Annotated in this window: 26 protein-coding genes; 14 read left to right on the top strand and 12 right to left on the bottom strand. The window is 60.1% G+C overall.

Annotated features, from left to right (window positions below; genetic code table 11):
* Nucleotides 1–672 precede the first annotated feature (672 nt).
* Complete coding sequence (locus BK670_RS29680; RefSeq protein ID WP_003222780.1) at nucleotides 673–810, top strand: hypothetical protein; 138 nt, start codon at nucleotides 673–675, stop codon at nucleotides 808–810.
* Between the two features lie 70 nt (nucleotides 811–880).
* The gene (locus BK670_RS21305; protein ID WP_123452636.1) at nucleotides 881–1846 is read left to right on the top strand and encodes a M29 family metallopeptidase; all 966 of its coding nucleotides are present in this window, start codon (nucleotides 881–883) and stop codon (nucleotides 1844–1846) included.
* A gap of 208 nt (nucleotides 1847–2054) precedes the next feature.
* On the opposite strand, the gene rluB is transcribed toward BK670_RS21305, so the two are convergent.
* The 6 genes from rluB to BK670_RS21275 all read right to left on the bottom strand — a co-directional run bounded on the left by rluB (nucleotide 2055) and on the right by BK670_RS21275 (nucleotide 7034).
* Nucleotides 2055–3275: a 23S rRNA pseudouridine(2605) synthase RluB gene (rluB, locus tag BK670_RS21300; protein ID WP_095187821.1), complete on the bottom strand. Its 1221-nt coding sequence runs from the start codon at nucleotides 3273–3275 to the stop codon at nucleotides 2055–2057.
* A 144-nt stretch (nucleotides 3276–3419) separates the two neighbouring features.
* Nucleotides 3420–3611: a DUF1289 domain-containing protein gene (locus tag BK670_RS21295; RefSeq protein WP_034153249.1), complete on the bottom strand. Its 192-nt coding sequence runs from the start codon at nucleotides 3609–3611 to the stop codon at nucleotides 3420–3422.
* A 111-nt stretch (nucleotides 3612–3722) separates the two neighbouring features.
* The gene (gene scpB / locus BK670_RS21290; protein ID WP_123452634.1) at nucleotides 3723–4694 is read right to left on the bottom strand and encodes an SMC-Scp complex subunit ScpB; all 972 of its coding nucleotides are present in this window, start codon (nucleotides 4692–4694) and stop codon (nucleotides 3723–3725) included.
* Nucleotides 4695–4705: 11 nt separating this feature from the next.
* The gene (locus tag BK670_RS21285; protein WP_172828192.1) at nucleotides 4706–5404 is read right to left on the bottom strand and encodes a segregation and condensation protein A; all 699 of its coding nucleotides are present in this window, start codon (nucleotides 5402–5404) and stop codon (nucleotides 4706–4708) included.
* A 123-nt stretch (nucleotides 5405–5527) separates the two neighbouring features.
* A complete protein-coding gene (locus BK670_RS21280; RefSeq protein ID WP_007966016.1) occupies nucleotides 5528–6157 on the bottom strand; it encodes an L-threonylcarbamoyladenylate synthase in 630 nt (209 codons plus the stop codon).
* 13 nt (nucleotides 6158–6170) lie between these two features.
* Nucleotides 6171–7034 (bottom strand): PHP domain-containing protein, encoded by an 864-nt coding sequence (locus BK670_RS21275; protein WP_123452632.1) that lies wholly within the window; start codon nucleotides 7032–7034, stop codon nucleotides 6171–6173.
* Nucleotides 7035–7121: 87 nt separating this feature from the next.
* Here BK670_RS21275 and BK670_RS21270 point away from each other — a divergent pair, with 87 nt between their 5' ends.
* From BK670_RS21270 to BK670_RS21240, 6 genes are all read left to right on the top strand, one after another.
* The gene (locus BK670_RS21270) at nucleotides 7122–7718 is read left to right on the top strand and encodes a septation protein A (RefSeq protein WP_123452630.1); all 597 of its coding nucleotides are present in this window, start codon (nucleotides 7122–7124) and stop codon (nucleotides 7716–7718) included.
* Between the two features lies 1 nt (nucleotide 7719).
* Complete coding sequence (locus BK670_RS21265) at nucleotides 7720–8019, top strand: YciI family protein (protein ID WP_007919677.1); 300 nt, start codon at nucleotides 7720–7722, stop codon at nucleotides 8017–8019.
* 256 nt (nucleotides 8020–8275) lie between these two features.
* On the top strand, nucleotides 8276–8686 hold the full coding sequence (locus tag BK670_RS21260; protein ID WP_123452628.1) for an SH3 domain-containing protein: 411 nt from the start codon (nucleotides 8276–8278) through the stop codon (nucleotides 8684–8686).
* 7 nt (nucleotides 8687–8693) lie between these two features.
* Nucleotides 8694–9371, top strand: coding sequence for a response regulator transcription factor (locus tag BK670_RS21255; protein ID WP_123452625.1), 678 nt, complete (start codon nucleotides 8694–8696; stop codon nucleotides 9369–9371).
* 274 nt (nucleotides 9372–9645) lie between these two features.
* A complete protein-coding gene (locus BK670_RS21250) occupies nucleotides 9646–10095 on the top strand; it encodes a Spy/CpxP family protein refolding chaperone (RefSeq protein ID WP_123452623.1) in 450 nt (149 codons plus the stop codon).
* A gap of 160 nt (nucleotides 10096–10255) precedes the next feature.
* Nucleotides 10256–11596 (top strand): sensor histidine kinase, encoded by a 1341-nt coding sequence (locus BK670_RS21240; protein WP_123452621.1) that lies wholly within the window; start codon nucleotides 10256–10258, stop codon nucleotides 11594–11596.
* A 110-nt stretch (nucleotides 11597–11706) separates the two neighbouring features.
* On the opposite strand, the gene BK670_RS21235 is transcribed toward BK670_RS21240, so the two are convergent.
* On the bottom strand, nucleotides 11707–12273 hold the full coding sequence (locus BK670_RS21235) for an NAD(P)H nitroreductase (protein WP_123452620.1): 567 nt from the start codon (nucleotides 12271–12273) through the stop codon (nucleotides 11707–11709).
* Nucleotides 12274–12394: 121 nt separating this feature from the next.
* On the opposite strand from BK670_RS21235, the gene BK670_RS21230 reads away from it, so the two are divergent.
* On the top strand, nucleotides 12395–13849 hold the full coding sequence (locus BK670_RS21230) for a TrkH family potassium uptake protein (protein ID WP_123452618.1): 1455 nt from the start codon (nucleotides 12395–12397) through the stop codon (nucleotides 13847–13849).
* Here the strand turns inward: BK670_RS21230 and BK670_RS21225 are convergent.
* The gene (locus BK670_RS21225) at nucleotides 13806–14867 is read right to left on the bottom strand and encodes an AraC family transcriptional regulator (protein ID WP_221178378.1); all 1062 of its coding nucleotides are present in this window, start codon (nucleotides 14865–14867) and stop codon (nucleotides 13806–13808) included. The two genes, BK670_RS21230 and BK670_RS21225, sit on opposite strands and share 44 nt — an antisense overlap.
* 164 nt (nucleotides 14868–15031) lie before the next feature.
* Between BK670_RS21225 and BK670_RS21220 the strand changes: the two genes are divergently transcribed.
* Together BK670_RS21220 and BK670_RS21215 are read left to right on the top strand one after the other, a co-directional pair.
* Nucleotides 15032–15343 carry an Mpo1-like protein gene (locus tag BK670_RS21220; RefSeq protein ID WP_123452616.1) on the top strand — a complete coding sequence of 104 codons (312 nt, stop codon included), beginning with the start codon at nucleotides 15032–15034 and terminating at the stop codon, nucleotides 15341–15343.
* A gap of 22 nt (nucleotides 15344–15365) precedes the next feature.
* Nucleotides 15366–15956 carry an HD domain-containing protein gene (locus tag BK670_RS21215; protein WP_123452615.1) on the top strand — a complete coding sequence of 197 codons (591 nt, stop codon included), beginning with the start codon at nucleotides 15366–15368 and terminating at the stop codon, nucleotides 15954–15956.
* 77 nt (nucleotides 15957–16033) lie between these two features.
* Here the strand turns inward: BK670_RS21215 and BK670_RS21210 are convergent, their stop codons facing one another.
* Nucleotides 16034–16849 (bottom strand): UDP-2,3-diacylglucosamine diphosphatase, encoded by an 816-nt coding sequence (locus tag BK670_RS21210; protein ID WP_007919701.1) that lies wholly within the window; start codon nucleotides 16847–16849, stop codon nucleotides 16034–16036.
* A 135-nt stretch (nucleotides 16850–16984) separates the two neighbouring features.
* On the opposite strand from BK670_RS21210, the gene BK670_RS21205 reads away from it, so the two are divergent.
* Nucleotides 16985–17749 carry an AraC family transcriptional regulator gene (locus BK670_RS21205; protein WP_123452614.1) on the top strand — a complete coding sequence of 255 codons (765 nt, stop codon included), beginning with the start codon at nucleotides 16985–16987 and terminating at the stop codon, nucleotides 17747–17749.
* 195 nt (nucleotides 17750–17944) lie between these two features.
* Complete coding sequence (locus BK670_RS21195; protein WP_123452613.1) at nucleotides 17945–18838, top strand: DMT family transporter; 894 nt, start codon at nucleotides 17945–17947, stop codon at nucleotides 18836–18838.
* Here BK670_RS21195 and BK670_RS21190 read toward each other — a convergent pair.
* Complete coding sequence (locus BK670_RS21190) at nucleotides 18832–19119, bottom strand: Rdx family protein (protein ID WP_064119599.1); 288 nt, start codon at nucleotides 19117–19119, stop codon at nucleotides 18832–18834. The two genes, BK670_RS21195 and BK670_RS21190, sit on opposite strands and share 7 nt — an antisense overlap.
* Before the next feature lie 71 nt (nucleotides 19120–19190).
* Here BK670_RS21190 and BK670_RS21185 point away from each other — a divergent pair, with 71 nt between their 5' ends.
* Nucleotides 19191–21380: a patatin-like phospholipase family protein gene (locus tag BK670_RS21185; protein WP_123452612.1), complete on the top strand. Its 2190-nt coding sequence runs from the start codon at nucleotides 19191–19193 to the stop codon at nucleotides 21378–21380.
* A 122-nt stretch (nucleotides 21381–21502) separates the two neighbouring features.
* Here BK670_RS21185 and BK670_RS21180 read toward each other — a convergent pair whose 3' ends face one another.
* The gene (locus BK670_RS21180; protein ID WP_123452849.1) at nucleotides 21503–23272 is read right to left on the bottom strand and encodes a motility hub landmark protein FimV; all 1770 of its coding nucleotides are present in this window, start codon (nucleotides 23270–23272) and stop codon (nucleotides 21503–21505) included.
* A 127-nt stretch (nucleotides 23273–23399) separates the two neighbouring features.
* A complete protein-coding gene (locus tag BK670_RS21175) occupies nucleotides 23400–23834 on the bottom strand; it encodes a MarR family transcriptional regulator (RefSeq protein ID WP_016984207.1) in 435 nt (144 codons plus the stop codon).
* Nucleotides 23835–23925 lie beyond the last annotated feature (91 nt).

Below are 23925 nucleotides of genomic sequence, written 5' to 3'. Positions count from 1 at the left end.
ACGCAGAGGGTCACAGTTAAAACGCGGCGCATTGTACACCGCTAACCCCCTGCTGCCAGACCCCGCTGGATCAGCGTGGCGGTTGCCGGGATTGCGTGTGTCCGCCTCGAGACACTCGGGCGGCTGCAAAAATTGAGTCAGGCCTTTGCAGGCCATCGGCGTGGACGAGGAAAAAACCGTCCCACGGAGAGAGGTGGAGATCAGTCACGGCGTTCATTGCGCCTCCTTCTTGTTATGCACCTGCACGACAGGCATGGGGCGCATCTCACCTTGCAAACGCCGCTCAAACAAGCGCGCCAGAGCCTTGCACAGCCCCGGACGGAATAGCTTTCGGCAGTTTTTCCTTACAGCGCTCGCTAAAGAAGGGTTTCACTCGGTATTACCGGGTTTTTCGTAAACATTTCCTTACAAGTCGTAACGTAGAGTTTCCATTTCAGAATTTTCTGTCGGACGTCTGCAAATTGACGGTCGCTAGCTTGCTAATGAAAATCGCTGCTTAGTTTTATGTTTTTAAATAAGAAAAACTTGTCCGAAAAACAGAATAAAAAGTCTATTTAAAAATTAAATAAATAATTTTTTGCATTACCAAAGTCCGTCAACTAGGTTCTTCACGTCTCGCCGGCCACCTCGACCGGCCAGTCATAACCATGAAAGTCATCTAGGAGATCGACCATGCAAGCACTGGAAAAAGACTTGGATACCGAACTGCAACTGGACGAATGGTTTGAAGCACCGACCCACGAGGCGGCGGTGGAAATGATGCAAGCCGACGCGGTGGTTCCGTTCGGCACGGCGATGTGGCCTCTGTAAGACATCCCGGGCGGGCACGATCCGGCCGGTCGTGCCTGCCGCTTTCTTCACGGTCAGTCAGGGAGGACTCATGGATAAGCCCCGCGCGATCTCGCATTTCCTTTACTACCTCGAACACCACCCTGCCCTTGCCGGCCTCGACTCGGCGAAGGTACTGCTCGGCCACACGGCTGATTACGAAGTGCTGACCGGCGCCATCGCCGAACACGCCGGTGATCATCCTCGTTTCACATTCAGCGCTCGACGCCTGGATCTGGAAAGCACCGCAACGCTGACCTCGGCAATCACCGACAGCGATCTGTACATTTTCTTCTACGACTCTTCCACCCTGCCCAACCCGCGCCCCGATGGCCCGGAGTTCGTCCGTGCCCTGCAGAGCGTGATGGCGGAAAACTGGAAGAAGTCGCTGCTGTTCAAGGATTACGGGGATTATTTCTACGACACCTTCAGCGTCACCCCACAGCGCATTGCTGGCCTGAACAGTCACCTGATCCAGCGCATGTCCCAGGCGACCATGCTGAGTTTCAAAGACGATGACGGCTCATGGTTTGAAACGCCGCTGAGCAGCATCAAGAAATGGACCGACATCAACGGTGTCGGCAACTTCGACCTGGCCCCCGGCGAAATCGCCACCCACAGCGAAGCCATCAACGGCCATGTGAAATTCAAGGGCACCTTCCTCAGCACCATTCCGTTTGCGCGCAAATACGGCGTACTGGAATCGCCGTTGGAGCTATGGATCGAGAATTCGACTATCAGCCGCATCGCCACGGAGGTGCCGGGGCTGGAGCATGATTTCAACAAGTATCTGGACGCCAATCCTTCGAACCGGCGCATCGAAGAACTGGGGATTGGCACCAATGAAGGCGTGAAGGACCTGTATGCGCGCAATGCCGGGTTTGAGGAGCGGCATTGTGGTCTGCACCTGGGCCTCGGGGGAGGGGCCAAGGGCAGCCATCACTTGGACCTGATCTTCTCGGGCGGGGTGCTGGCGCTGGATGACAAGCCGGTGTTTGATGGCCGGTTTGTGTTCTGACTTTAAGCTTTGTGTTGATGCCACCGATGTCATCGCGAGCAGGCTCACTCCTACAATTTGAAATGCGTTCCCCTTGTAGGAGTGAGCCTGCTCGCGATAGCTATCTCTCAGGCAGCACAACTCTTTCGCCAGACGAAAAAAAACGCCAACCCTGAGGTTGGCGTTTTTGCTTTAGCTTGAAGCTTGCCGCTAGAAGCTCACAGCTGCCTTATTCCGGCTTTTTGCGACCAAACCCCGGACGCTGGCCGGAACCGGCCGGTGCGCCACGGCGCTTGCCCGACGGCTTGTCGCCGTCAACCAGCTTGATCCCGGGACGCTTCGGCGCAGGCTTGGCCGGGCGCTTGTTGGTGGTGTCCGCTGGACGATCCGCCACTGGCGTGCCACGACCGGCAGGTGCACCACGTTCGCCACGCTCAGTGCGACCGTTGGCTGGACGCGGAGCGCGCTCGCCGTCACGGGCGACTGGCTTGCGACCTGGACGCTCGCCTTCGATCTGCGGCTCGCGGCCTGGGCGTGGCCCGGTTGGCGCGCCAGCGGCTGGGCGCAGCGTGCGTACGCGCTCGGTCTTGGCCATTGGCCGCGACGATTTGCGCTGCATACGCTCAAGCTTGTCTTTGCTCTTGGCGTTCAGTTGCGGCATCGCCACCGGCGTCAGGCCGACTTCAGCACTGAGGATGTCGACTTCGTACTGGCTCATTTCGCGCCAGCGGCCCATCGGCAGGTCGGAGTTGAGGAACACCGGACCGAAACGCACGCGCTTCAGACGGCTGACCACCAGACCTTGCGATTCCCACAGACGACGAACCTCACGGTTACGACCTTCCATCACCACGCAGTGATACCAGTGGTTGAAACCTTCACCGCCCGGCGCCTGCTTGATGTCGGTGAACTTCGCCGGGCCGTCTTCCAGCACGACGCCGGCCTTCAGGCGCTCGATCATTTCGTCATCGACTTCACCGCGTACACGCACGGCGTACTCACGGTCCATCTCGTAGGACGGGTGCATCAGACGGTTGGCCAGCTCACCGTCAGTGGTGAACATCAGCAGACCGGTGGTGTTGATGTCGAGACGACCGATGTTGATCCAGCGACCTTCTTTCGGACGCGGCAGCTTGTCAAACACGGTCGGACGGCCTTCCGGGTCGTCACGGGTGCAGATCTCGCCATCGGGTTTGTTGTACATGATCACGCGGCGGACCGACTCGGCCGCTTCTTCGCGTTTGATCACCTTGCCATCAATGGTGATGGCGTCGTGCATGTCGACGCGCAGACCGAGGGTGGCGTCTTTGCCATTGACCTTGATCCGGCCCTGGCTGATCCAGGATTCCACGTCACGGCGCGAGCCGACGCCGATACGGGCGAGGACTTTCTGCAGCTTTTCGCCTGCTGGGCCGATTTCCTGGTCGTCTTTCTGAATGATGTCGCTCATCTGGGCACCTCCCGGTGTGGTCTGTTCAGGCGGCGCCTGAAGCATTGAAATCTGGGGGTCTCGGCCGAAGGGATCGGCGAAGGGTCGCGAATCATACGCGGATGTGCGCCGTCGCGCATCAGAGACTAGCTGATCGATCGACAGTTATTTCTTTTTCCGCCGACCGGCGCCGCCAAGTTTGATCAGGCGCAGCGCGGCTTCGGCCAGTACGCTGCGCTTGTCGTCCTTGTCGAGTTTCTTCCAGGCCTTGATTTCGCGCTTGCTGCGGCCGCAGCCGAGACAGATGTCGTCGGTGAATTTGCAGAGGCTGATGCACGGGTCTTTGGTTGAGCTCATGGGGTCTCCCTTGAAGATCAAAAGATCGCAGCCTTCGGCAGCTCCTACAGGGGCCATGTGCACAGCCAATCCTGTAGGAGCTGCCGCAGGCTGCGATCTTTTCGGCGCGCCTCAGTCTTCGAATTCGCGGCGTTCGGCTTCGATGGCTTCGGCCAAGGCGCGGGCTTCGGCTTCTTCTTCGCTCAGTTCAGGTTCCGGTGCGGACTGCTCCAAAGCGGCGACGGCAGCGAGGAGTTTTTCCCGAGCCTCGGCGACGCCAAGCACGTCCTCCTCCGGTTCGGCTTCAGGCTCGACCTCAAGTTCAACTTCAATCGCGGGCTCGGCGACCTCAGTCTCGGGCTCGGTTGTCGGCGCTTCGCTATCGGCAGCATCCCGCAGCAAATCGTCGAAGTCGGTCTTGATCCCCTCCTCCATGCTGTCCAGTTCCAGCAACAACGTATGGAAACTGGTTTCTTCCTTCTCCTCCTCCGGCTCGGCGCTGGCATCGGCCAGTTCTTGCAAGCCCTGCGGCACTGGAGCGTCGTCGAAATCGAGCACCGGGTCGGTTTCCATTTCGCGCAGTTCGGCCAGCGGCGGCAGGTCTTCGAGGTTTTTCAGGTTGAAGTGATCGAGAAACATCTTGGTGGTGGCAAACATCGCCGGCTTGCCCGGTACGTCGCGGTAGCCGACGACGCGGATCCACTCACGTTCCAGCAAGGTTTTGACGATGTTGCTGTTCACCGCCACACCACGTACGTCTTCGATCTCGCCACGAGTAATCGGCTGGCGGTAGGCGATCAGCGCAATGGTTTCGAGCAAGGCGCGGGAATAACGCTGCGGGCGTTCTTCCCACAAGCGGCCGACCCACGGCGAAAACTTCTCGCGGATCTGCAAGCGATAGCCCGACGAGACTTCCTTGAGCTCAAACGCGCGGCCCTCGCAGGACTTGCCCAGCAAGGTCAGGGCTTTCTTGAAGACCGCAGGTTCGGGCCGCTCGCCTTCTTCGAACAGCTCAAACAGGCGCTCAAGGGATTGCGGCTTTCCCGAGGCCAACAGAAAGGCTTCAAGCAGGGATGCCAGCTCGCGGGGTTCAGTCAGGTTCATGTTTCGACTCGTTATTCGGCTCGGGCTCGCACGTGGATCGCGGCGAACGGCTCATTCTGCACCAGCTCGACCAAGGATTCCTTGACCAGTTCAAGGATCGCCATAAAGGTCACCACCACACCCAGCCGCCCTTCTTCGGCGGTGAACAGCTCGACGAACGGCACAAAACCGCCGCCCTTGAGCCGTTCCAGCACGTCGCTCATGCGCTCGCGGGTGGACAGTGCCTCGCGGCTGACCTGGTGGCTTTCAAACATATCGCCACGGCGCAGCACTTCGGCCATGCACATCAAAATCTCTTCCAGCGCGACATCCGGCAACAACTTGCGCGCGCGGGCTTCCGGGGCGTCGAGCTTGGGCACTATCACATCGCGACCGACCCGGCTCAAACCGTCGATGCCTTCGGCCGCAGCCTTGAAGCGTTCGTATTCCTGCAAGCGGCGGATCAGCTCGGCGCGCGGGTCGTCTTCTTCGTCTTCGACGGTTTCGGCCCGTGGCAGAAGCATCCGCGATTTGATCTCGGCGAGCATCGCGGCCATCACCAGGTACTCGGCGGCCAGCTCCAGACGCACCGACTGCATCAACTCGACATAACCCATGTACTGGCGGGTGATTTCCGCCACCGGGATGTCGAGGATGTTGATGTTCTGTTTGCGGATCAGGTAAAGCAGCAGGTCGAGCGGGCCTTCGAAGGCCTCAAGGAAGACTTCCAGCGCATCCGGCGGGATGTACAGGTCCAGCGGCATTTCCATGACCGCCTGGCCGTAGACCATGGCAAACGGCAGTTCCTGCTGAGCGCCGGCCTGGGGATCGACAACGGTTTCCACTGCGGACATTCAGGCCTCGACCATGAACGGCGCGGGGTCGCCGCAACCGACGCGGATCACTTCCGGGTCGTCGCCGGTCAGGTCGATCACCGTGGACGCCTTGATGCCGCCGAAGCCGCCGTCGATGATCAAGTCCACCTGGTGTTCGAGCAGTTGGCGCATTTCGTACGGATCGCTGAGTGGGTCTTCATCACCGGGCATGATCAGTGTCACGCTCATCAGCGGCTCGCCCAATTCGGCCAGCAGCGCCAGCGCGATTGGATGGCTGGGCACGCGCAAGCCGATGGTGCGCTTCTTCGGATGCAGCAACAGACGCGGCACTTCGCGAGTGGCATTGAGAATGAAAGTGTACGGCCCCGGCAAATGCGCCTTGAGAATACGGAAGGTGCCGGTGTCGATCTTGGCGTAGTTACCCAATTGCGACAGGTCGCTGCAGATCAGCGCGAAGTTGTGCTTTTCATCGAGCTGACGCAGGCGTCGCACGCGCTCAATCGCCGTCTTGTCGCCGATTTGGCAACCGATGGCGTAGGAAGAGTCCGTGGGATAAATCACCACCCCGCCCTTGCGGATAATCTCGACGGCCTGTTTGATCAGGCGCGCCTGCGGGTTTTCCGGATGTATCTGGAAAAATTGACTCACATTCTCTACCTGTTCAGACGGCGGCAATAACTGTGTCATGTTTGAACCGACACCACAGGGGTGGAAGGTCCTCGGGAACCGGCCGGTACTGGCCGATCTCGGACCAGCCGCCAGGGCCATGGAAGTCACTGCCGGCACTGACCAGCAGACCGAACTCACGGGCAAGGATTGCCAGGCTGCCGACCTGTTCCGCAGGCTGATGGCCATTGACCACCTCGATTGCATGCCCGCCTGCTTGAATATAGTCGGCAATCAGCTTTCGGCGCTTGCTGCGGGTGAAATCGTAGTGCCACGGATGCGCCAGGCTAACCCAGGCCCCCGCAGCGCGCAGTGTGCCAACGGTGTCTTCCAGCGTCGGCCAGTGCAACTTGACGTCACCCAGCTTGCCGGCGCCGAGCCATTTGCGGAATGCCTCGGCGCGATCCTTTACAAACCCTTCACGCACCATCCAGTCGGCGAAATGCGGACGGGCCGGGGCGTTGCCGCTGTCGCCCAGTTCCTGCTGGACCTGCCGGGCGCCTTCAAGGGCACCGGGCATGCCCTTGAGGGCGAGCTTGCGGCTTATTTCTTCGGACCGCAGCCAGCGGCCATCGTGCAATTTGGCAATCGCTTCGACCAACGGTGCGGCGTTGACATCGAAACCGTAGCCCAACACATGAATGGTCGCGCCGCCCCAGGTACAGGACAATTCGACGCCGTTCACCAGTTGCATGCCCAATTCGTTGGCGGCCGTGCGCGCTTCAGCGAGGCCTTCAAGGGTGTCGTGGTCGGTCAACGCCAGGACTCGCACGCCGTTCTCGAACGCACGCGCAACCAGAACCGCAGGCGCCAGGGCGCCATCGGAGGCCGTGCTATGGCAGTGCAAATCAACATTCACGGGGAGTTGTAACCTCAAATCAGCTGGCGCTATCGCGCGCCCATATGTTTGTTATTATGCCGCCACATCCAGCTTCTGGCTCTCACTGTGAAACAATTCATCGATTTCATCCCGCTTCTGCTGTTCTTCATCGTTTACAAACTTGATCCACGGGTCGTCGACATCGCTGGCCATGAAGTGACTGTAGGCGGTATTTACAGCGCCACGGCGATGTTGATCATCAGTTCCCTGGTGGTGTACGGCGCGTTGTTCATCAAACAGCGCAAGCTGGAAAAGAGCCAATGGCTGACCTTGATCGCCTGCCTGGTGTTCGGCAGCCTGACGCTGGCCTTCCACAGCGAGACCTTCCTCAAGTGGAAAGCGCCGGTGGTCAACTGGCTGTTCGCCGTCGCTTTCATCGGCAGTCACTTCATCGGTGACCGCCTGCTGATCAAACGCATCATGGGCCACGCGCTGACCCTGCCGGATCCGGTCTGGACCCGCCTGAACATTGCCTGGATCGGCTTTTTCCTGTTCTGCGGGGCCGCCAACCTGTTCGTCGCCTTCACCTTCCAGAGCATCTGGGTCGATTTCAAGGTGTTCGGCAGCCTGGGCATGACCGTATTGTTCCTGGTCGCACAGGGCATTTACCTGTCGCGCCACCTGCACGACGCCGATACCACAACACCAAAAACCGAGGACTGACATGCTCTACGCCATCATTGCCACCGACGTCGCCAACTCGCTGGAAGCACGCCTGGCTGCGCGCCCTGCGCATCTGGAACGCCTGCAAGCGCTCAAGGGCGAAGGCCGCATCGTACTGGCCGGCCCGCACCCGGCCGTCGACAGCAATGATCCGGGCGCAGCGGGTTTCACCGGCAGCCTGATCGTCGCCGAATTCGATTCTCTGAGCGCTGCGCAGGCGTGGGCTGATGCTGATCCTTACATCGCCGCAGGTGTCTACGCCAATGTGGTCGTCAAGCCGTTCAAGCAAGTCCTCCCGTAAAAAGTCGAGCCCCCCCTGTGGCGAGGGAGCTTGCTCCCGCTGGGGCGCGAAGCGGCCCGCTCTTTAACTCAAGAGCATGGGACTGCTACGCAGTCCAGCGGGAGCAAGCTCCCTCGCCACAGTGACAATCCCCCCCTCCACCAGCGACATTGCCGCTGACACTGAACCTTCTCGGCTTCCGCGGCTCTCAATCGCTCATTATTCTCGTTTGCCTGCCGACAACCTGCCCAATATCCATTTGGAAACAGGTGTCGCTATGCGCAAGGGTCCGTTGTGTCTGATGTTGGTCACGTTGTCGATCATGGCACCCGCCCATGGTGAGGAAACCACCGAAGGCGGCAGTTCCACGCCATTGTCGTTAAGCGCCGGCAGCCAGATCACCGAGTTGCAGCAGCGCCTCAAGGCCAGCGAGCAGCAGCGGGAAGAACTGAGCAAACAACTGCAAAATGCCGACAACACCCGTGAAAGCGCCCAGCTCACCCGGTTGCGCCAGGAGAACCAGCGTCTCAAGCTGCAACTCAAGGAAGCTCAGGCCAGTCCGCTGCCGCGTCTGCTGACTGATCAGCAACAGTGGTTCGTCACGGGAGCCGGAGTAGCGCTATTGGCGCTGCTCTGCGGTATCTTTGCCAGTGGAGCAAGCCGAAAACGTCGGCAATGGCTAAATTGAGTGAGTCATGAGCGAGCTGTTACTGATTGATGATGACCAGGAGTTGTGCGAACTCCTGAGTAGCTGGCTGAGCCAGGAAGGCTTCCATGTGCGCGCCTGCCACGATGGCCAGAGTGCCCGCAAGGCCTTGGCCGAAACGGCCCCGGCGGCAGTGGTGCTGGATGTGATGCTGCCCGACGGCAGCGGTCTGGAACTGCTCAGGCAACTGCGCAACGACCACGCCGATCTGCCAGTGCTGATGCTCTCGGCCCGGGGTGAGCCGCTGGACCGTATTCTCGGCCTGGAACTGGGCGCCGACGATTATCTGGCCAAACCGTGCGACCCACGGGAACTGACCGCCCGCCTGCGCGCGGTATTACGCCGCAGCCACCCGGCTGCGGTGTCGACGCAGCTGGAGCTCGGCGATCTGAGTTTCAGCCCGGTGCGCGGCGTGGTCAGCATCGACGAGAAAGAACTGACCCTCACCGTTTCCGAAAGCCGCCTGCTCGAAGCCCTGCTCAAGCAGCCGGGCGAGCCGCTGGACAAACAGGAACTGGCGCAGATCGCCCTCGGCCGCAAGCTGACCCTGTATGACCGCAGCCTCGACATGCACGTCAGCAACCTGCGCAAGAAGATCGGCCCGCACCCGGACGGTCGTCCACGCATCGTCGCCCTGCGCAGCCGCGGTTACTTCTATAGCCTCTGAATTGCACGCATCCCCGCCAACGGTGACCGACGCCCCCCTGTAGGAGCTGCCGAAGGCTGCGATCTTTTGATGTTGTTCTTAAAAACAAGATCAAAAGATCGCAGCCTGCGGCAGCTCCTACAGGGATAGGGTTTCGGTTAATGGGTTGTTGTTTGTAAGGTTGGGCGCGAAGCGTCTTTACCCAAGCTTTACGCAGTGCTGACCGCCGCTGACCTTGATCTCCGTAATCTGAACTCATCCGGAACGTACCGGGAACGAGACAAGGAGATACACCATGCGCAAGACTCTTATCGCTCTGATGTTCGCTGCCGCGCTGCCAACCGTCGCCATGGCCATGCCACAGGATGGCGGCCCGATGGGTGGCCCGCTCGACGGCCCACGCCACGGCGGTCAGATGCACGGCATGCACGGCAAAGGCCCTTACAGCCAACTCGACCTGTCCCGCGAACAACGCGAGCAGATCCGCAAGATCATGGGCGAGCAGATGCACGAGCGTAAGCAAGTGGTCGACAAGTACCTGGAAAAACTCTCGCCGGCTGACCAGAAAGCCATGAAGGACGAGATGGCTGCCAACCACAAGAAAGCCGAGACCGATGTCCGCGCCGTGTTGAAACCGGATCAACAGAAGAAATTCGACGAGATCCAGAAGAAACAGGCCGAGCGTCGCGCCGAATGGGCCGAATTCAAGGCGTGGAAAGCGCAACAGCCGCAAAAGGCGCAATAATGCAGTAACCCCGGACCCGACGGTTAACCCCGTCGGGTCTTTTGCAACCCGGAACCTGTAGGAGCTGCCGAAGGCTGCGATCTTTTGATCTTGATCTTAAAAAGATCGCAGCCTTCGGCAGCTCCTACAGGGGTTTTTGTTGTTGTTCTGAGGATTTTCTGTGCGTTCATTGTTCTGGCGTATTCTCGCGAGCTTCTGGCTGGCCATCGCTCTGGTGGCCGGGCTGTCCATTCTGCTCGGGCACATGCTCAATCAGGACGCGTGGATTCTCAGCCGCCATCCGGGACTCAACACCCTGGCCGCCGAATGGACGCAAACCTACGAAGCCCAGGGCGAAGACGCCGCGCAGGAAATCCTTCAACAGCGCAAACGCCAATACCACATCGACGTCCAGGTGCTGAACGAATCCGGCGACCCGGTAGTGCGCGGCACCTTCCCGCGCCGCGCCGCCGCCTTCGAAGCCCGCCAGAACAATGATGACCGACGCCTGCCATGGCGGCGTCTGACCGATGAATTCACCAGCGACAAAACCGGTGACACCTACCTGTTCATCTACCGCATCCCGCATCCGGAACTCGATGCCTGGCACCGCGAAAGCCTGCTCTGGCCGCTGAGTGCGCTGGGGATTGCGCTGGTGGTGCTGACCCTGTTCAGTCTGCTGGTGACCTTCTCCATCACTCGCCCGCTCAGCCGTTTGCGCGGCGCGGTGCATGATCTGGGGCAGACCACCTATCAGCAGAACAGCCTGGCGAAACTGGCCAACCGCCGCGATGAATTCGGCGTGCTCGCCACCGACTTCAACCGTATGGGTGCGCGCCTGCAAAGCCTGATTGGTAGTCAACGGCAGTTGTTGCGCGACGTTTCCCACGAATTGCGCTCACCGTTGGCGCGGTTGCGCATAGCCTTGGCGCTGGCCGAACGCGCCAACCCTGAGGAGCGCGAGAAACTCTGGCCACGACTGACGCGCGAGTGTGATCGGCTGGAAGCGTTAATCAGTGAAATTCTGGTATTGGCGCGAGTCGATGCCGACAACGCCAGTGCTGAAGAGGTGGATCTGAATGCGTTGCTCGGCACCTTGCAGAAGGACGCGAAGCTTGCATCGCCCGAACAGATCGTGCGTCTTGATGCCGAACCGCAATTAAACCTGAAGGGCTGGCCGACCATGATCGAGCGCGCCGTCGATAACCTGCTGCGTAATGCCCAGCGCTTCAACCCGGAGGGTCAGGCCATTGAAATGCAGGCTTCACGCCAGGGCGAAAAAATTGTCGTGAGTGTGCGCGACCACGGCCCGGGCGTGCAGGCCGAACATTTGAGCCAGTTGGGCGAGCCGTTTTACCGGGCGCCGGGGCAGACGGCGGCGGGGCATGGTTTGGGCCTGGCGATTGCACGGCGCGCGGCGGAGCGCCATGGTGGGAGTTTGACGCTGGCCAATCATCCACAGGGCGGGTTTATTGCCAGCCTGGAATTGCCGCTCGTGCCCGGCGCTGTCGTTCAACCCTAATCAAAACTGTGGGAGCGAGCCTGCTCGCGAAAGCGGTGTGTCAGTCAATGTACATGGCGTCTGACACACCCTCTTCGCGAGCAGGTTCGCTCCCACATTGAATCGGGGTGTCAGGCCTTACCGGGCCAAGCGCTGACGAACTCGGTCAGATCAACTTTCTCTGCCACACGTGGCTCTTTCTGCGGCGTGCCGAGGTAGAGGAACGCAATTACTTCTTCGCCTTCCGCCAGCCCCAAACCTTGGGCAACGTGCTTCGAATAGGCCAGATCACCGGTACGCCACACCGCACCAATCCCCTGCGCATACGCCGCCAGCAAAATCCCGTGCGCCGCACACCCGGCCGCCAGCAACTGCTCGGCCTTCGGATATTTAACGTGTTCCTGCAATTTGGCGATTACCACAACCACCAGCGGCGCACGCAGCGGGCCGTTGCGGGCCTTGTCGATCATCGCTTCGGTGACTTCGCCGTCCTGCTGCTGCGCAGCTTCGGCCAGCAACTCGCCCATTTGCTCGCGTGCAGCACCTTCGACCGTCAGGAAGCGATACGGCTGCAAATGCCCGTGATCCGGCGCCCGCAACGCGGCGCCAAACAGGGCTTCGCGCTGCTCGGCAGTGGGGGCCGGTTCGACCAGTCGTGGAACGGAAACACGGTTGAGCAACGCGTCGAGAGCCTGCATCGGCCACCTCCTGAAAAATATGTGCGGCTATTCTAGCTTTATCTGCCAACAGCATGCCGGTTTACATGCCCTGCCCCACGGGTAGAATGGCGCCCTTCCCACATCAGCCCGAGCGGACTTCATGGCGTTGCCGACCTTACGGATCATTGGTTTCATCATCGGCATCTTCCTGATCACCCTGGCTGTCGCCATGGTCGTGCCCATGGCCACCCTAGTGATTTTTGATCGGACCGGCGATCTGCCATCGTTCCTCTGGGCGAGCATGATCACCTTCGTCGCCGGCCTCGCGCTGGTGATTCCCGGCCGCCCGGAACACATTCACCTGCGCCCGCGCGACATGTACCTGCTGACGGTCAGCAGTTGGCTGGTGGTGTGCATTTTTGCCGCGCTGCCGTTTCTGCTGACTCAGCACATCAGCTACACCGACTCGTTTTTCGAAAGCATGTCCGGCATCACCGCGACCGGCTCGACCGTGCTCAACGGGCTGGACACCATGTCACCGGGCATTTTGATGTGGCGCTCGCTGTTGCACTGGATCGGCGGGATCGGCTTTATCGGCATGGCGGTGGCGATTCTGCCGCTGCTGCGTATCGGTGGCATGCGCCTGTTCCAGACCGAATCTTCGGACCGTTCGGAAAAGGTCATGCCGCGCTCGCACATGGTGGCGCGCCTGATCGTTGCCGCGTATGTCGGCATCACCATCCTTGGCAGTCTGGCGTTCTGGTGGGCAGGGATGAGTCCGTTCGACGCGATCAACCACGCGATGTCGGCGATTTCCACTGGCGGGTTCTCGACCTCCGATCAATCCCTGGCCAAGTGGACGCAACCGGCGGTGCACTGGGTGGCGATTGTGATCATGATTCTCGGCAGCCTGCCGTTCACCCTCTACGTGGCGACGCTGCGCGGCAATCGCAGGGCGTTGATCAAGGATCAGCAGGTACAGGGTTTGCTGGCGATGTTGCTGGTGACCTGGCTGGTGCTCGGCACCTGGTACTGGTGGACAACCAAACTGCATTGGCTGGAGGCGCTACGCCACGTAGCGCTGAACGTGACGTCGGTGGTCACCACCACCGGTTTCGCCCTCGGCGACTACAGCCTGTGGGGCAACTTCTCGCTGATGCTGTTTTTCTATCTGGGTTTTGTCGGTGGCTGTTCCGGGTCGACGGCGGGCGGGATCAAAATCTTCCGTTTCCAGGTCGCCTACATCCTGCTCAAGGCCAACCTTAATCAGTTGATTCACCCGCGCGCGGTGATCAAACAGAAGTACAACGGCCACCGACTCGACGAAGAGATCGTCCGTTCGATTCTGACCTTTTCGTTCTTCTTCGCCATCACCATCTGCGTGATCGCCCTGCTCCTGTCGCTGCTCGGCGTTGACTGGATGACCGCGCTGACCGGCGCTGCCAGCACGGTGTCCGGCGTCGGCCCGGGCCTGGGCGAAACCATCGGCCCGGCGGGCAACTTCGCCACTCTGCCGGACGCGGCCAAGTGGATCCTGTCATTCGGCATGCTACTCGGCCGACTGGAGATCATTACGGTGTTTGTACTGTGTATTCCGGCCTTTTGGCGTCACTGACCGCGCTCGGCGCCTGCAACAACCGCGTCCGGTAATCGCCGGGTGTGGTGTCGAACCAGCGGCGGAATGCGCGAAAGAAGTTGCTCGGATCGGCAAAACCCAACAGATAAGCAATTTCCAGCAAAGTCATGCTCGGCTGCGCCAGATACTGCTCGGCCAGTTCGCGGCGAGTGTCATCGAGCAATTGCTGAAAACTCGTACCCTCCTCCTGCAAGCGACGCTGTAAGGTGCGTTGCGACAAGTGCAGGGTCTGCGCCACGGTATCGCGCTTTGGCTCGCCTTGCGGCAGCAAACGGCACAACACCTGCCGCGCCTTGTGGGTCACGCGGCTTTCGGAAAACCGCGCCAGGTATTCCCCGGCAAAGCGGTCATGCAGCAGCGCCATGGCCTCATTGGCGGTGGGCAGCGGCGCTTCCATGTCGGCACGCTCGAAGATCAGCGCATCGTACGGCGCGTTGAACACCAATGGCGCGTGGAAGGCTTGTCTGTAGGGTTCCAGATTTTCCGGCTGATCACCCTGCACCAGCACTTTGACCGGATGCAGCGTGCGCCCGGTCAACCAGCCGCACAGACCCAACGCACAGGCCAGCGAGGCTTCGGCGCTTTGCCGGGTCGGCGGCAGATGGTCGCCGTGCACGGTCAGAATCAGCGCATAACCTTCATCAAGCAATCGGAAACTCAGATCGGCGCTTTCGGCGATGATGCGCTGATAACGCACCAGCCGCTGAAAGCCTTCGGCGAGGGTATTACTCGACATCAGCGCGTAGCCGGCGACATGAAACGACGCGGGGCGCACCACCTTGCCCATGTTCAGGCCGATCGCCGGGTTGCCGGATAACTCGACCGCCCGTTGCCAGAGACGGGTCATGGAATCTTGCGGAAAGCGCGCATCCGGATCATCCAGAGCCGTGTAATCGAGCCCCAGTTGCTTGAACAGAACCCGGCAATCCAGGCCGTCCATCTCCAATGCTTTGACAATCCCCATCGCCCAGCTTGCAGAAGTCGTTCGTTCGCTCATGGCGTTTTTCTTTTACATGATGGGCCGCATGTTACGGCCTGATTTGCGAAGGATACTAAAGTGGCGCCGATTGTCACTGGCCCACGCCAATGATCACTCTAGACTCAAATAAGCTACCCGCAGCACAACTCGTCGCCAGAACAATAACCACAGAGAACGCGGTCGTGGAAAACATCAAACATTTCAACAGCTTCGCTGAGTTCTATCCGTATTACCTCAGCGAACACAGCAACAGCACCTGCCGGCGCCTGCATTTCATCGGCACCACTCTGGTGATTTTCATTCTGGCGCTGACCATCGCCAAGGGTGCCTGGCTGCTGTTATGGGCCTTGCCACTGGCCGGCTACAGCTTCGCCTGGGTCGGGCACTTCTTCTTTGAAAAGAACCGGCCGGCGACTTTCCAGCATCCGCTGTATAGCCTGCTCGGCGACTTCGTCATGTACCGCGACATGATTCTGGGTCGTGTGGCGTTCTGAACATTCACCAAGAGGATGGCCGATGAACGCCAATGCCCGCTTCACGCATATGCAGGACGGCACGCAAGAGGACTGGGCGATTATTGCCGCCGATTTCAGTGCCTACGCCAAACAACTGCCGTCGCGGATACTGACCCACCTGAAACTGCTCGAAGGCGATTTCGGCGGCTTCCCGGTGGATCGCCTGACCCACTCGCTGCAAACCGCGACCCGCGCCTTTCGTGATGGCCGCGACGAGGAATATGTGGTTTGTGCGTTGCTACATGACATCGGCGACACCCTCGGTTCTTACAACCACCCGGACATTGCCGCCGCCATTCTCAAGCCGTTCGTCAGCGCCGAGAACGTGTGGATGGTCGAGAAGCACGGGGTGTTTCAGGGTTACTACTTCTTTCATCATCTGGGCATGGATCGGCATCTGCGCGAGCAGTTCAAGGAGCATCCGCAGTTTCAGGCGACCGCCGAGTTTTGCGCCAAGTACGACGCGGCGGCGTTTGATCCTGACTATGACACGCTGCCGTTAAGCTTCTTTGAGCCCATGATGGAGCGGTTGTTTGCGCAGCCGAAGCACTCGATTTACAAGGCGGCGATGGAAGAACACAGCCCGGCCTAAGCTCAAAAGATCGCAGCCTTCGGCAGCTCCTACACAGGTCTCATGTAGGAGCTGCCGAAGGCTGCGATCTTTTGCTGTTAAGCGAGTTCGGCGACTTTGGCAGCCTTGAGCTCCGCCTCCCGCGCCTGCGCATCCGCCAGCCGATACAACTCGATCGTGCCGTCCCAATGCTCGATCAACGCCGTGCACGACTCCACCCAATCACCGCAATTGAGGTAATCCACCTCCCCGACCTTGCGGATCTCGGCGTGGTGAATGTGCCCGCAGACCACACCATGCAATTCGCGTTTGACGCATTCGTGGGCAATGGCTTCTTCAAAGTCGCTGATGAAACTCACCGCTGTCTTGACCTTGTGCTTAAGGTAGGCCGACAGCGACCAATAGCCGTAGCCATAGCGCGCACGCCAGTGGTTGAGCCAGCGATTGAGGGTCAGGGTAAATTCGTAGGCCGAGTCGCCGAGAAAGGCCAGCCAGCGGTGATAACGGGTGATTACATCAAACTGATCGCCATGAATCACCAGCAGATGTCGGCCATCCGCCGTGACATGCACCGCCTCGTCGACCAACTGGATATTGCCCAGAATCAACTTCGAATACCGCCGCAGGAATTCGTCGTGGTTGCCGGTGACGTAAATCACTTCGGTGCCGCGCTTGCTCATGGTCAGCAAACGACGGATTACATTGGTGTGCGCCTGCGGCCAGTACATGCCGCCGCGCAGTTTCCAGCCGTCAATGATGTCGCCGACCAGGTAAATCTTGTCGGCATGGTAGCCCTTGAGAAATTGCGACAAGTGCTCGGCCTGGCAATCCCGCGTGCCCAGGTGCACGTCGGAAATCCACAAGGTGCGCACGCGTTGTTTACGACTGGGTCGGGCGAGCTCGGCGCTGGTCATGGGCAAACCTCTGCGATGTTTTCGCCACTGTGCGCGCGCCCGGTTAATCGACCATGACAAGCGTGAGTCAGTCCTGTGACAACGCATCCAGTGTGCGCCGGTGTAGACTGGCGGCCACTTCGGAGACGACCTGCCATGCGACCGATCCTCACCCTGCGTCAGTACACCCACGATTTGATCGTCCACAGCCACGACCACGCACAGTTGGTGTTCGGGCTGTCCGGTGCGCTGGATTTCGAGGTCGAGGGCAGTGGCAGTCAGGTGCGTCAGCAGAGCTTCGTGGTCATTCCTTCCGGCGCTCATCATGCCTGCGGCAGTCCCAACGGCAGCCGCTGTCTGGTATTGGATATCCCGGACGGGCAATGGCTGACGGATTCACTGGGCGAACATGCCGATGCCAGTCATCGCTTGCTTGACCAACCGGCGCGCCTGTCGCTGGACTCGGGGCAAAGTCAGTTGGTCAGTTGGCTGGCAAACAGTCCGGTCAGCGATCCATTGATTGCCCAGCAAGGCGCGGTGTTGCTGCTGGCCAGCCTCAATCTTGCGCAACCCGCCGAACTCGCAGCGCGACGCCTGCCCTATGCCGCGCTGGATGCGCACATCCAGCAATACGCCGCTTATCCGCTGCAAGTCGCCGATCTGGCGCGCGTGGCCGGGTTGTCCAGCGCGCGCTTGCACGCACGGTTCATGGCCGAATGCGGACAGACGCCGATGGATTACATTCGCAGTCGGCGCTTGCATCTGGCCGTGCAAATGCTGCGCGACACGGTTTTGCCAATGGGTGAAATTGCCAGTCGCGTTGGCTACAGCTCGCAGAGTGCCTTCTCGGCCGCTGTCCTGCGTGAGTTCGGTGCATCACCCGGCCAGCTTCGGCGCGATTCCTGCGACAAGAGACGATAGTCTGCCGACAGACTTACTGACCTCTACACGCTTAAATGTAGGAGCTGCCGAAGGCTGCGATCTTTTGATGTTGTTTTTTAAAAGCAAGATCAAAAGATCGCAGCCTTCGGCAGCTCCTACAGTAAATGATCATTCCCACGCTGCTGCGTGGGAACAATCAATAGTTGAGATTGTGTTTGAGATAGAAGGATTGCAATGACTCCGCGTACCGCCCTCGGCGCTCTGCATATTGGCGCTTTGATGTTCGGCCTGACCGGTGTGTTCGGCAAACTCGCCGCCGCCTCCCCCGCCGTGATCGTCTTTGGACGCGCGGCTTTCGCCGTGCTCGCACTGGCATTTTTCGCCCGGTTCGCCAGTCAACACGGCTGGCAGAAACTTCAGGCCGTGGACTGGCGCCGCCTCGCCCTCAGCGGCGTACTGTTGGCCGGGCACTGGGTGAGTTTCTTCGTTTCGGTGAAGGTCGCCGGTGTCGCCATTGCAACATTGGGCTTTGCCAGCTTTCCGGCTTTCACGGTGATTCTCGAAGGGCTGATCTTCCGCGAACGCATCCGCGCCAATGAAATACTGCTGGTGGTGTTGGTGAGCATCGGCCTGATTCTGGTGACGCCGGCTTTCGATCTGGGCAGCGGCGCGACCATCGGCTTGCTCTGGTCGGTGCTTTCCGGGCTGCTGTTTTCCTTGCTGTCGCTGACCAACCGCGCCAGCTCCGGGCGCATCCCGGCAGTGCAAGCGGCACTGTGCCAAAACGTGGTGGTGGCGTTGTGTCTGCTGCCGGTCGCAGCACCGCAACTGAGCGAGGTGCGCGCACTGGACTGGCTGTGGATCGCCCTGCTCGGCGTGTTCTGCACCGGCGTTGCCCACAGCCTGTTCGTCGCCAGTCTGGCGGTGATCAAGGCGCGCACGGCGGCGGTGGTGTTTGCCATGGAGCCGGTCTACGGCATCACCATCGCCTGGCTGCTGTTCAATGAAAATCCGACGCCGAAGATGTTGCTCGGCGGCGCGCTGATCATTGTCGCCATCGTTGTGTCGGCGCGGATGTCAGGCCACGCCGACAAGAAAGCCGTCGCCGCCGAAGCCGCGTCTCACTGAGTACGGTCGTTGTGACCGAGGTCGCGGTCAGGATCGATCTGATCGCGAACTCGCTGTTTCAAGACCTTGGCCTCGGGAAAACCGCCGTCAGCCTTGCGTTCCCAAATCTGCACGCCGGCGCAGGTGATGTGAAATACCCCGCCGGTGCCCGGCACCAGGGAGACTTTGCCGAGGTCGTCGCCAAAGGTGCTGAGCAGTTCCTGCGCCAGCCATGCGGCGCGCAGCAGCCACTGGCATTGGGTGCAATAGGTGATGACAACTTCTGCTTTTGCGACAGTCATGTGCGCTGAAACTCCTGAGACAGAGGGCGCCGCTATAATAGCCGGCTTTATCGCTTGCCCCGAGACTCACAATGCGCCGTCTGCTGTTCTGCCTGCTACTTGGTTTCCTGCCACTGTTTGTTCACGCCAGTGACGCGCCGCGACCGAAAGTCGGTCTGGTGCTGTCCGGCGGCGCCGCGCGCGGACTGGCGCACATCGGCGTGCTCAAAGCCCTGGAAGAACAAGGCATCAAGATCGATGCGATTGCCGGCACCAGCATGGGCGCGGTGGTCGGCGGCCTGTACGCCTCGGGCTACAGGATCGATGAGCTGGAAAAACTCGCGTCGAACATCGACTGGCAAGCCGCGCTGTCAGACGCCCCGCCGCGTGAAGATGTGCCGTTTCGACGCAAACAGGATGACCGCGACTTTCTGGTCAAACAGAAACTCAGCTTCCGCGACGACGGCAGCCTCGGTCTGCCTCTGGGTGTGATTCAGGGCCAGAACCTTTCGCTGCTGCTGGAGAGCCTGTTGGCCCACACCAGCGACACCCGGGATTTCGACAAGCTGCCGATCCCGTTCCGCGCCGTGGCCACCGACATTGCCAATGGCGAAAAAGTGGTGTTCCGCAAAGGCCACTTGCCCCAGGTGATCCGCGCCAGCATGTCGATCCCGGCGGTGTTCGCCCCGGTCGAACTCGATGGCCGGCTGCTGGTGGACGGCGGCATGACCGACAATATCCCCCTCGATGTCGCGCGGGAAATGGGCGTCGATGTGGCCATCGTCGTCGACATCGGCACACCGCTGCGCAACCGCAAGCAATTGACCACCGTGGTCGATGTGCTGAATCAATCGATCACCCTGATGACCCGCAGTAACTCCGAAGAACAACTGGCCGCGCTGAAATCCTCCGATGTGCTGATCCAGCCCGCGCTGGCGGCGTTCGGCGTCACCGATTTCGGCAAGGCTCAGGAGATGATCGACGCCGGTTACCGCGCCACGCGAATCCTCGACGCGCGCCTCGCCGTGCTCAGACCCAACGAATCCCAGGACGCCGAGCTCAATGCCGCGCGCTCACCGGGCCAGCGTACGCCGATCATCACCGCGATCCGCGTGGAGAATGACTCGAAAGTCGACGACGACGTGATCCGCTACTACATCCGCCAGCACATCGGCGAGCCGCTGGATCTGGGGCGACTGCATTCGGACATGGGCACCCTGTATGGCCTCGACTACTTCGAGCAGGTGCAATACCGCGTGGTGCACAAGGGCCGGGATCACACCCTGGTGATCAGCGCCCGGGGCAAACGCAGCGGCACCGATTATTTGCGCGTCGGCCTCAACCTGTCGGATGACATGCGCGGCGACAGCGCCTTCAACCTTGGCGCCAGCTACCGCATCAACGGCATCAACCGCCTCGGCGCGGAATGGCTGACCCGTGCGCAGATTGGCGACAGACAAGAGCTGTACACCGAGTTCTATCAACCGCTGGACGTCGGCTCACGTTACTTCGTCGCGCCATACGCCTCGTTCGACGCGCAGAACGTTGAGGCGGTGCTCGACAACGATCCGATCGCGCAGTACCGCGTCGAGCGTTACGGCTTCGGCCTGAACTTCGGGCGCCAGATCGGCAACAACGGCGAGGTGCGTTTCGGTGTCGGTGAGGCCTGGGGCAAGGCCGATGTGCGGATTGGTGATCAGGATCTGCCGAGTGAAAACTTCAATGAAGGCTTCTACGCGCTGAAGTACTCGTACGACTCGCTGGATAATGTGTACTTCCCTCACGAAGGCAAGGACGTCAGCCTGACGCTGATGCAGTTCGAACCGGGGCTGGGGTCGGACACGCGTTATCGACAGTGGGAATTCAAACTCGACAAAGCCATGAGCCGTGGCCCGGATACGCTGATTCTCGGCGGGCGCTACGGGCGTACTCTGAACGATGCCAACGTGGTGACGTCGAGCTTCCTGCTCGGCGGTGCGCGGCAGCTCTCGGGTTTCCGTGAAGACGCGATTTCCGGGCAGAACGTCAGCCTGATGCGCGCGGTGTACTACCGCCGGTTGACGCCGCGTTCGTATCTGCCGCTGGATTTCCCGCTGTATGCCGGCGGCTCGCTGGAGCGTGGCCGGGCGTGGAACAACGACAATGAGTTCGACAGCGGTTACATCAACGCTGCCAGTGTGTTTATTGGTTTTGACACGCCGCTGGGGCCGTTGAATTTCAGTTATGGGTTGAATGATGCGAATGAGCAGGCGGTGTATCTGAATCTTGGCCAGACCTTCTGATCAGGTCGCCTGACACTCCGTCTTCGCGAGCAGGCTCGCTCCCACAGGGGAACGCATTCCAACTGTGGGAGCGAGCCTGCTCGCGAAGGCGGTATCAGCTCGACCGCAAATCGATCATGGGTTCAGCGAATCCCCGCCAGCAACGTCCGAGCTGTTTGCTTCAACGGCTCATCGCCTTCCTTGAGCAACTCATTAAGCAGCGCAATCGCGCTGTCGATGTCACCGTCATCAATGCAGGTCTGCGCTTGTTCGAGCTTCCCGGAATTTTCGTCGGGTAGAGGCTCAGGTTCCTGCAAGTCCATTGGTTGCAACGCCAGTGATGGCTCGGTATCGGCAAACTCGTTGAGAAAATCTTCATCCAGCGGCCCGGCGTCCGGCTCAGGGATCCACTCGAGTTCGGCGTCTTCGCTGGCCGCTTCCGGCAATTCAAAGTCCTGAGGCAATACTTGCAGACTGGAACCCAGCGCCGAAGTGTCTACCGCTGGTTCAGTGATGGCTGTGCGGCTGTCTTCCAGATCCCAACTGGAATCCATCGACAACTCGCCCAGATTCAACTCGAACTCATCTTCAGGTGCCGGTTGAGCTGCAACAAGGGGTACAGCCGCAATGACCGGCGGTGCTGCGGCCAATGGTGCGGCACCCGCCAGTTTCGGATGTCGAACACGAACGTCCTGTAACCTCTGGGCATCCACACCCTGTTCCCGCAAATGACTTTCCTGCAGTTCATACGCGGCGCTATCACCCTGACGCCCCAGGACTTCGAGCAATTGCAAACCGATATCGGTGCGCTCCGGCTCCTTGTCCAAGGCATCGCGCAGCAAACCCGCCGCTTCGCCCAGGCGGCCATAGGCCAGATAGATTCCCACTGCCTCCAGTACGTCGCCCGCAGCCGGTTCTTCACGGTGCTGGGCTGAGGTGTGAGCACTGACCGACTCGGCGTTTTCGACTTCAGCTACGTCAGGTTCATCGCCCTGCGGCAACAGTGGCAGCGGTTGATCAACCTGTTGCGGCTGTTGCCGTCGACGGTGCACAAACAGCCCGGCCAAGGCCCCCAACAACAGCAACAGGCCGCCAAGCAATGGCCAGTTCAAACCGTCAGCAGTGGACTCAACAGGTGCCACAACCGGAGCAGGTGCGGGGGTTACTACCGTCGGTGGCGGTGCTTTCTGAAGCTCGGCCAAACGCGTTTGCAAGTCAGTGATCTGCTTCTTGCCCTCGGCAATCTGCACATCCTGCGTCTGCAGTCTTGCGTTCAGTTCGTCGACGGTCTTCTGTAGTTGCTGATTCAGTAACACGCTGGCAGCCAGTTGCTCGGTTTGCGCATCGTTGGCGGGTGGCGTTGCAGGCGCTGGTACGGGCACGTTGTCGCGCTTGGCTTGAGGTGCCTGCGGCGCTGCCACGACAGGCTCGACGGTGGGAAACGCGGAAGATTGCGCTCGCGGATCCGGCTCATCGGTGGCCGGCACGATCCCCGGTGAACCCGGTGGATCGATCAACACCGTGTACTCACGCAGCAAATGGCCATTGGGCTGATTGAGCTGCACGAGGAAATTCAGAAAGGGTTCGTTGACCGGTTTGCTTGACGTCACCCGGATCATCTGGCGATTGCCATGCAGGATCGGGATGAACTTGAGGTCGTTGAGGAAGAACACCCGCTCGACCCCGGCCTCGGCGAACTCATCCGCCGTGGCCAGGCGCACCGACAGATCGTTTTGCGTCAGCCCACCGACATCGACCAACGCGATGTCGGCCTTGAGCGGCTGATTGAGGCCTGAGTGAACAGTGATCTCACCCAGCCCCAAAGCCATCGACCAGGCCGAATAGCTGAATACACCGGCGACCAGCAGCCATTTGGCGCCACCGCGCAGTACCACGTGCCGACTTGCGAGCATGAGCATCCCTTAAATAAGCAAAACCGACTTCTATGCGTTCGCACATCCGGTACGAACACGATATTGCCCAGTAGTTCTTATAGTCGGCTCAGCGCGATCTCTCAAAGATACGGCACGTGGATGTGCCTCAAGATTTTTCCAGGTTGCCCAGAATGTGCCCATGAACCCGCATGCACACCTTCAAATCCGCCTCATCGACGCCTTCGAACAGTTCGTGACGCAATTGTGTGGCAATGGTTTCGATCTGTTCGATCAGCGGCAGGGCCGGCGCACAGAGGACGATTTTTTTCGCCCGGCGGTCTTCCATCACGGACTGGCGTTGCACCAGGCCCTGGCTTTCCAGACTATCGAGCAAGCGAGCAAGGGTCGGACCTTCGACGCCGACGCTCTGCGCCAGCTCCCGCTGGGTCGGTGCTTCTTCAAAACGCGCCAGATGCAGCAGCACCAGCCAGCGCGCCTGGGACAGTCCCAGCCCGGCCAGTCGGCGGTCCAGTTCGGCACGCCAGCCACGGGACATCTGGGCCAGTTGCATGCCAAAGCGGTGTTGATCGGTTAACGGCATAAAACACTCACGGTTAGACTGAAAATAAAGAAAATCTAATTATTAGCCAGCTAAGCATGAGCTGCAGTTATAGGCAAGTGGCGGTCTGTAC

This window comes from Pseudomonas fluorescens (assembly GCF_003732425.1).
In the GTDB taxonomy this organism is placed as follows: domain Bacteria; phylum Pseudomonadota; class Gammaproteobacteria; order Pseudomonadales; family Pseudomonadaceae; genus Aquipseudomonas; species Aquipseudomonas fluorescens_BE.
This window is presented reverse-complemented; position numbering and strand designations above follow the sequence as displayed.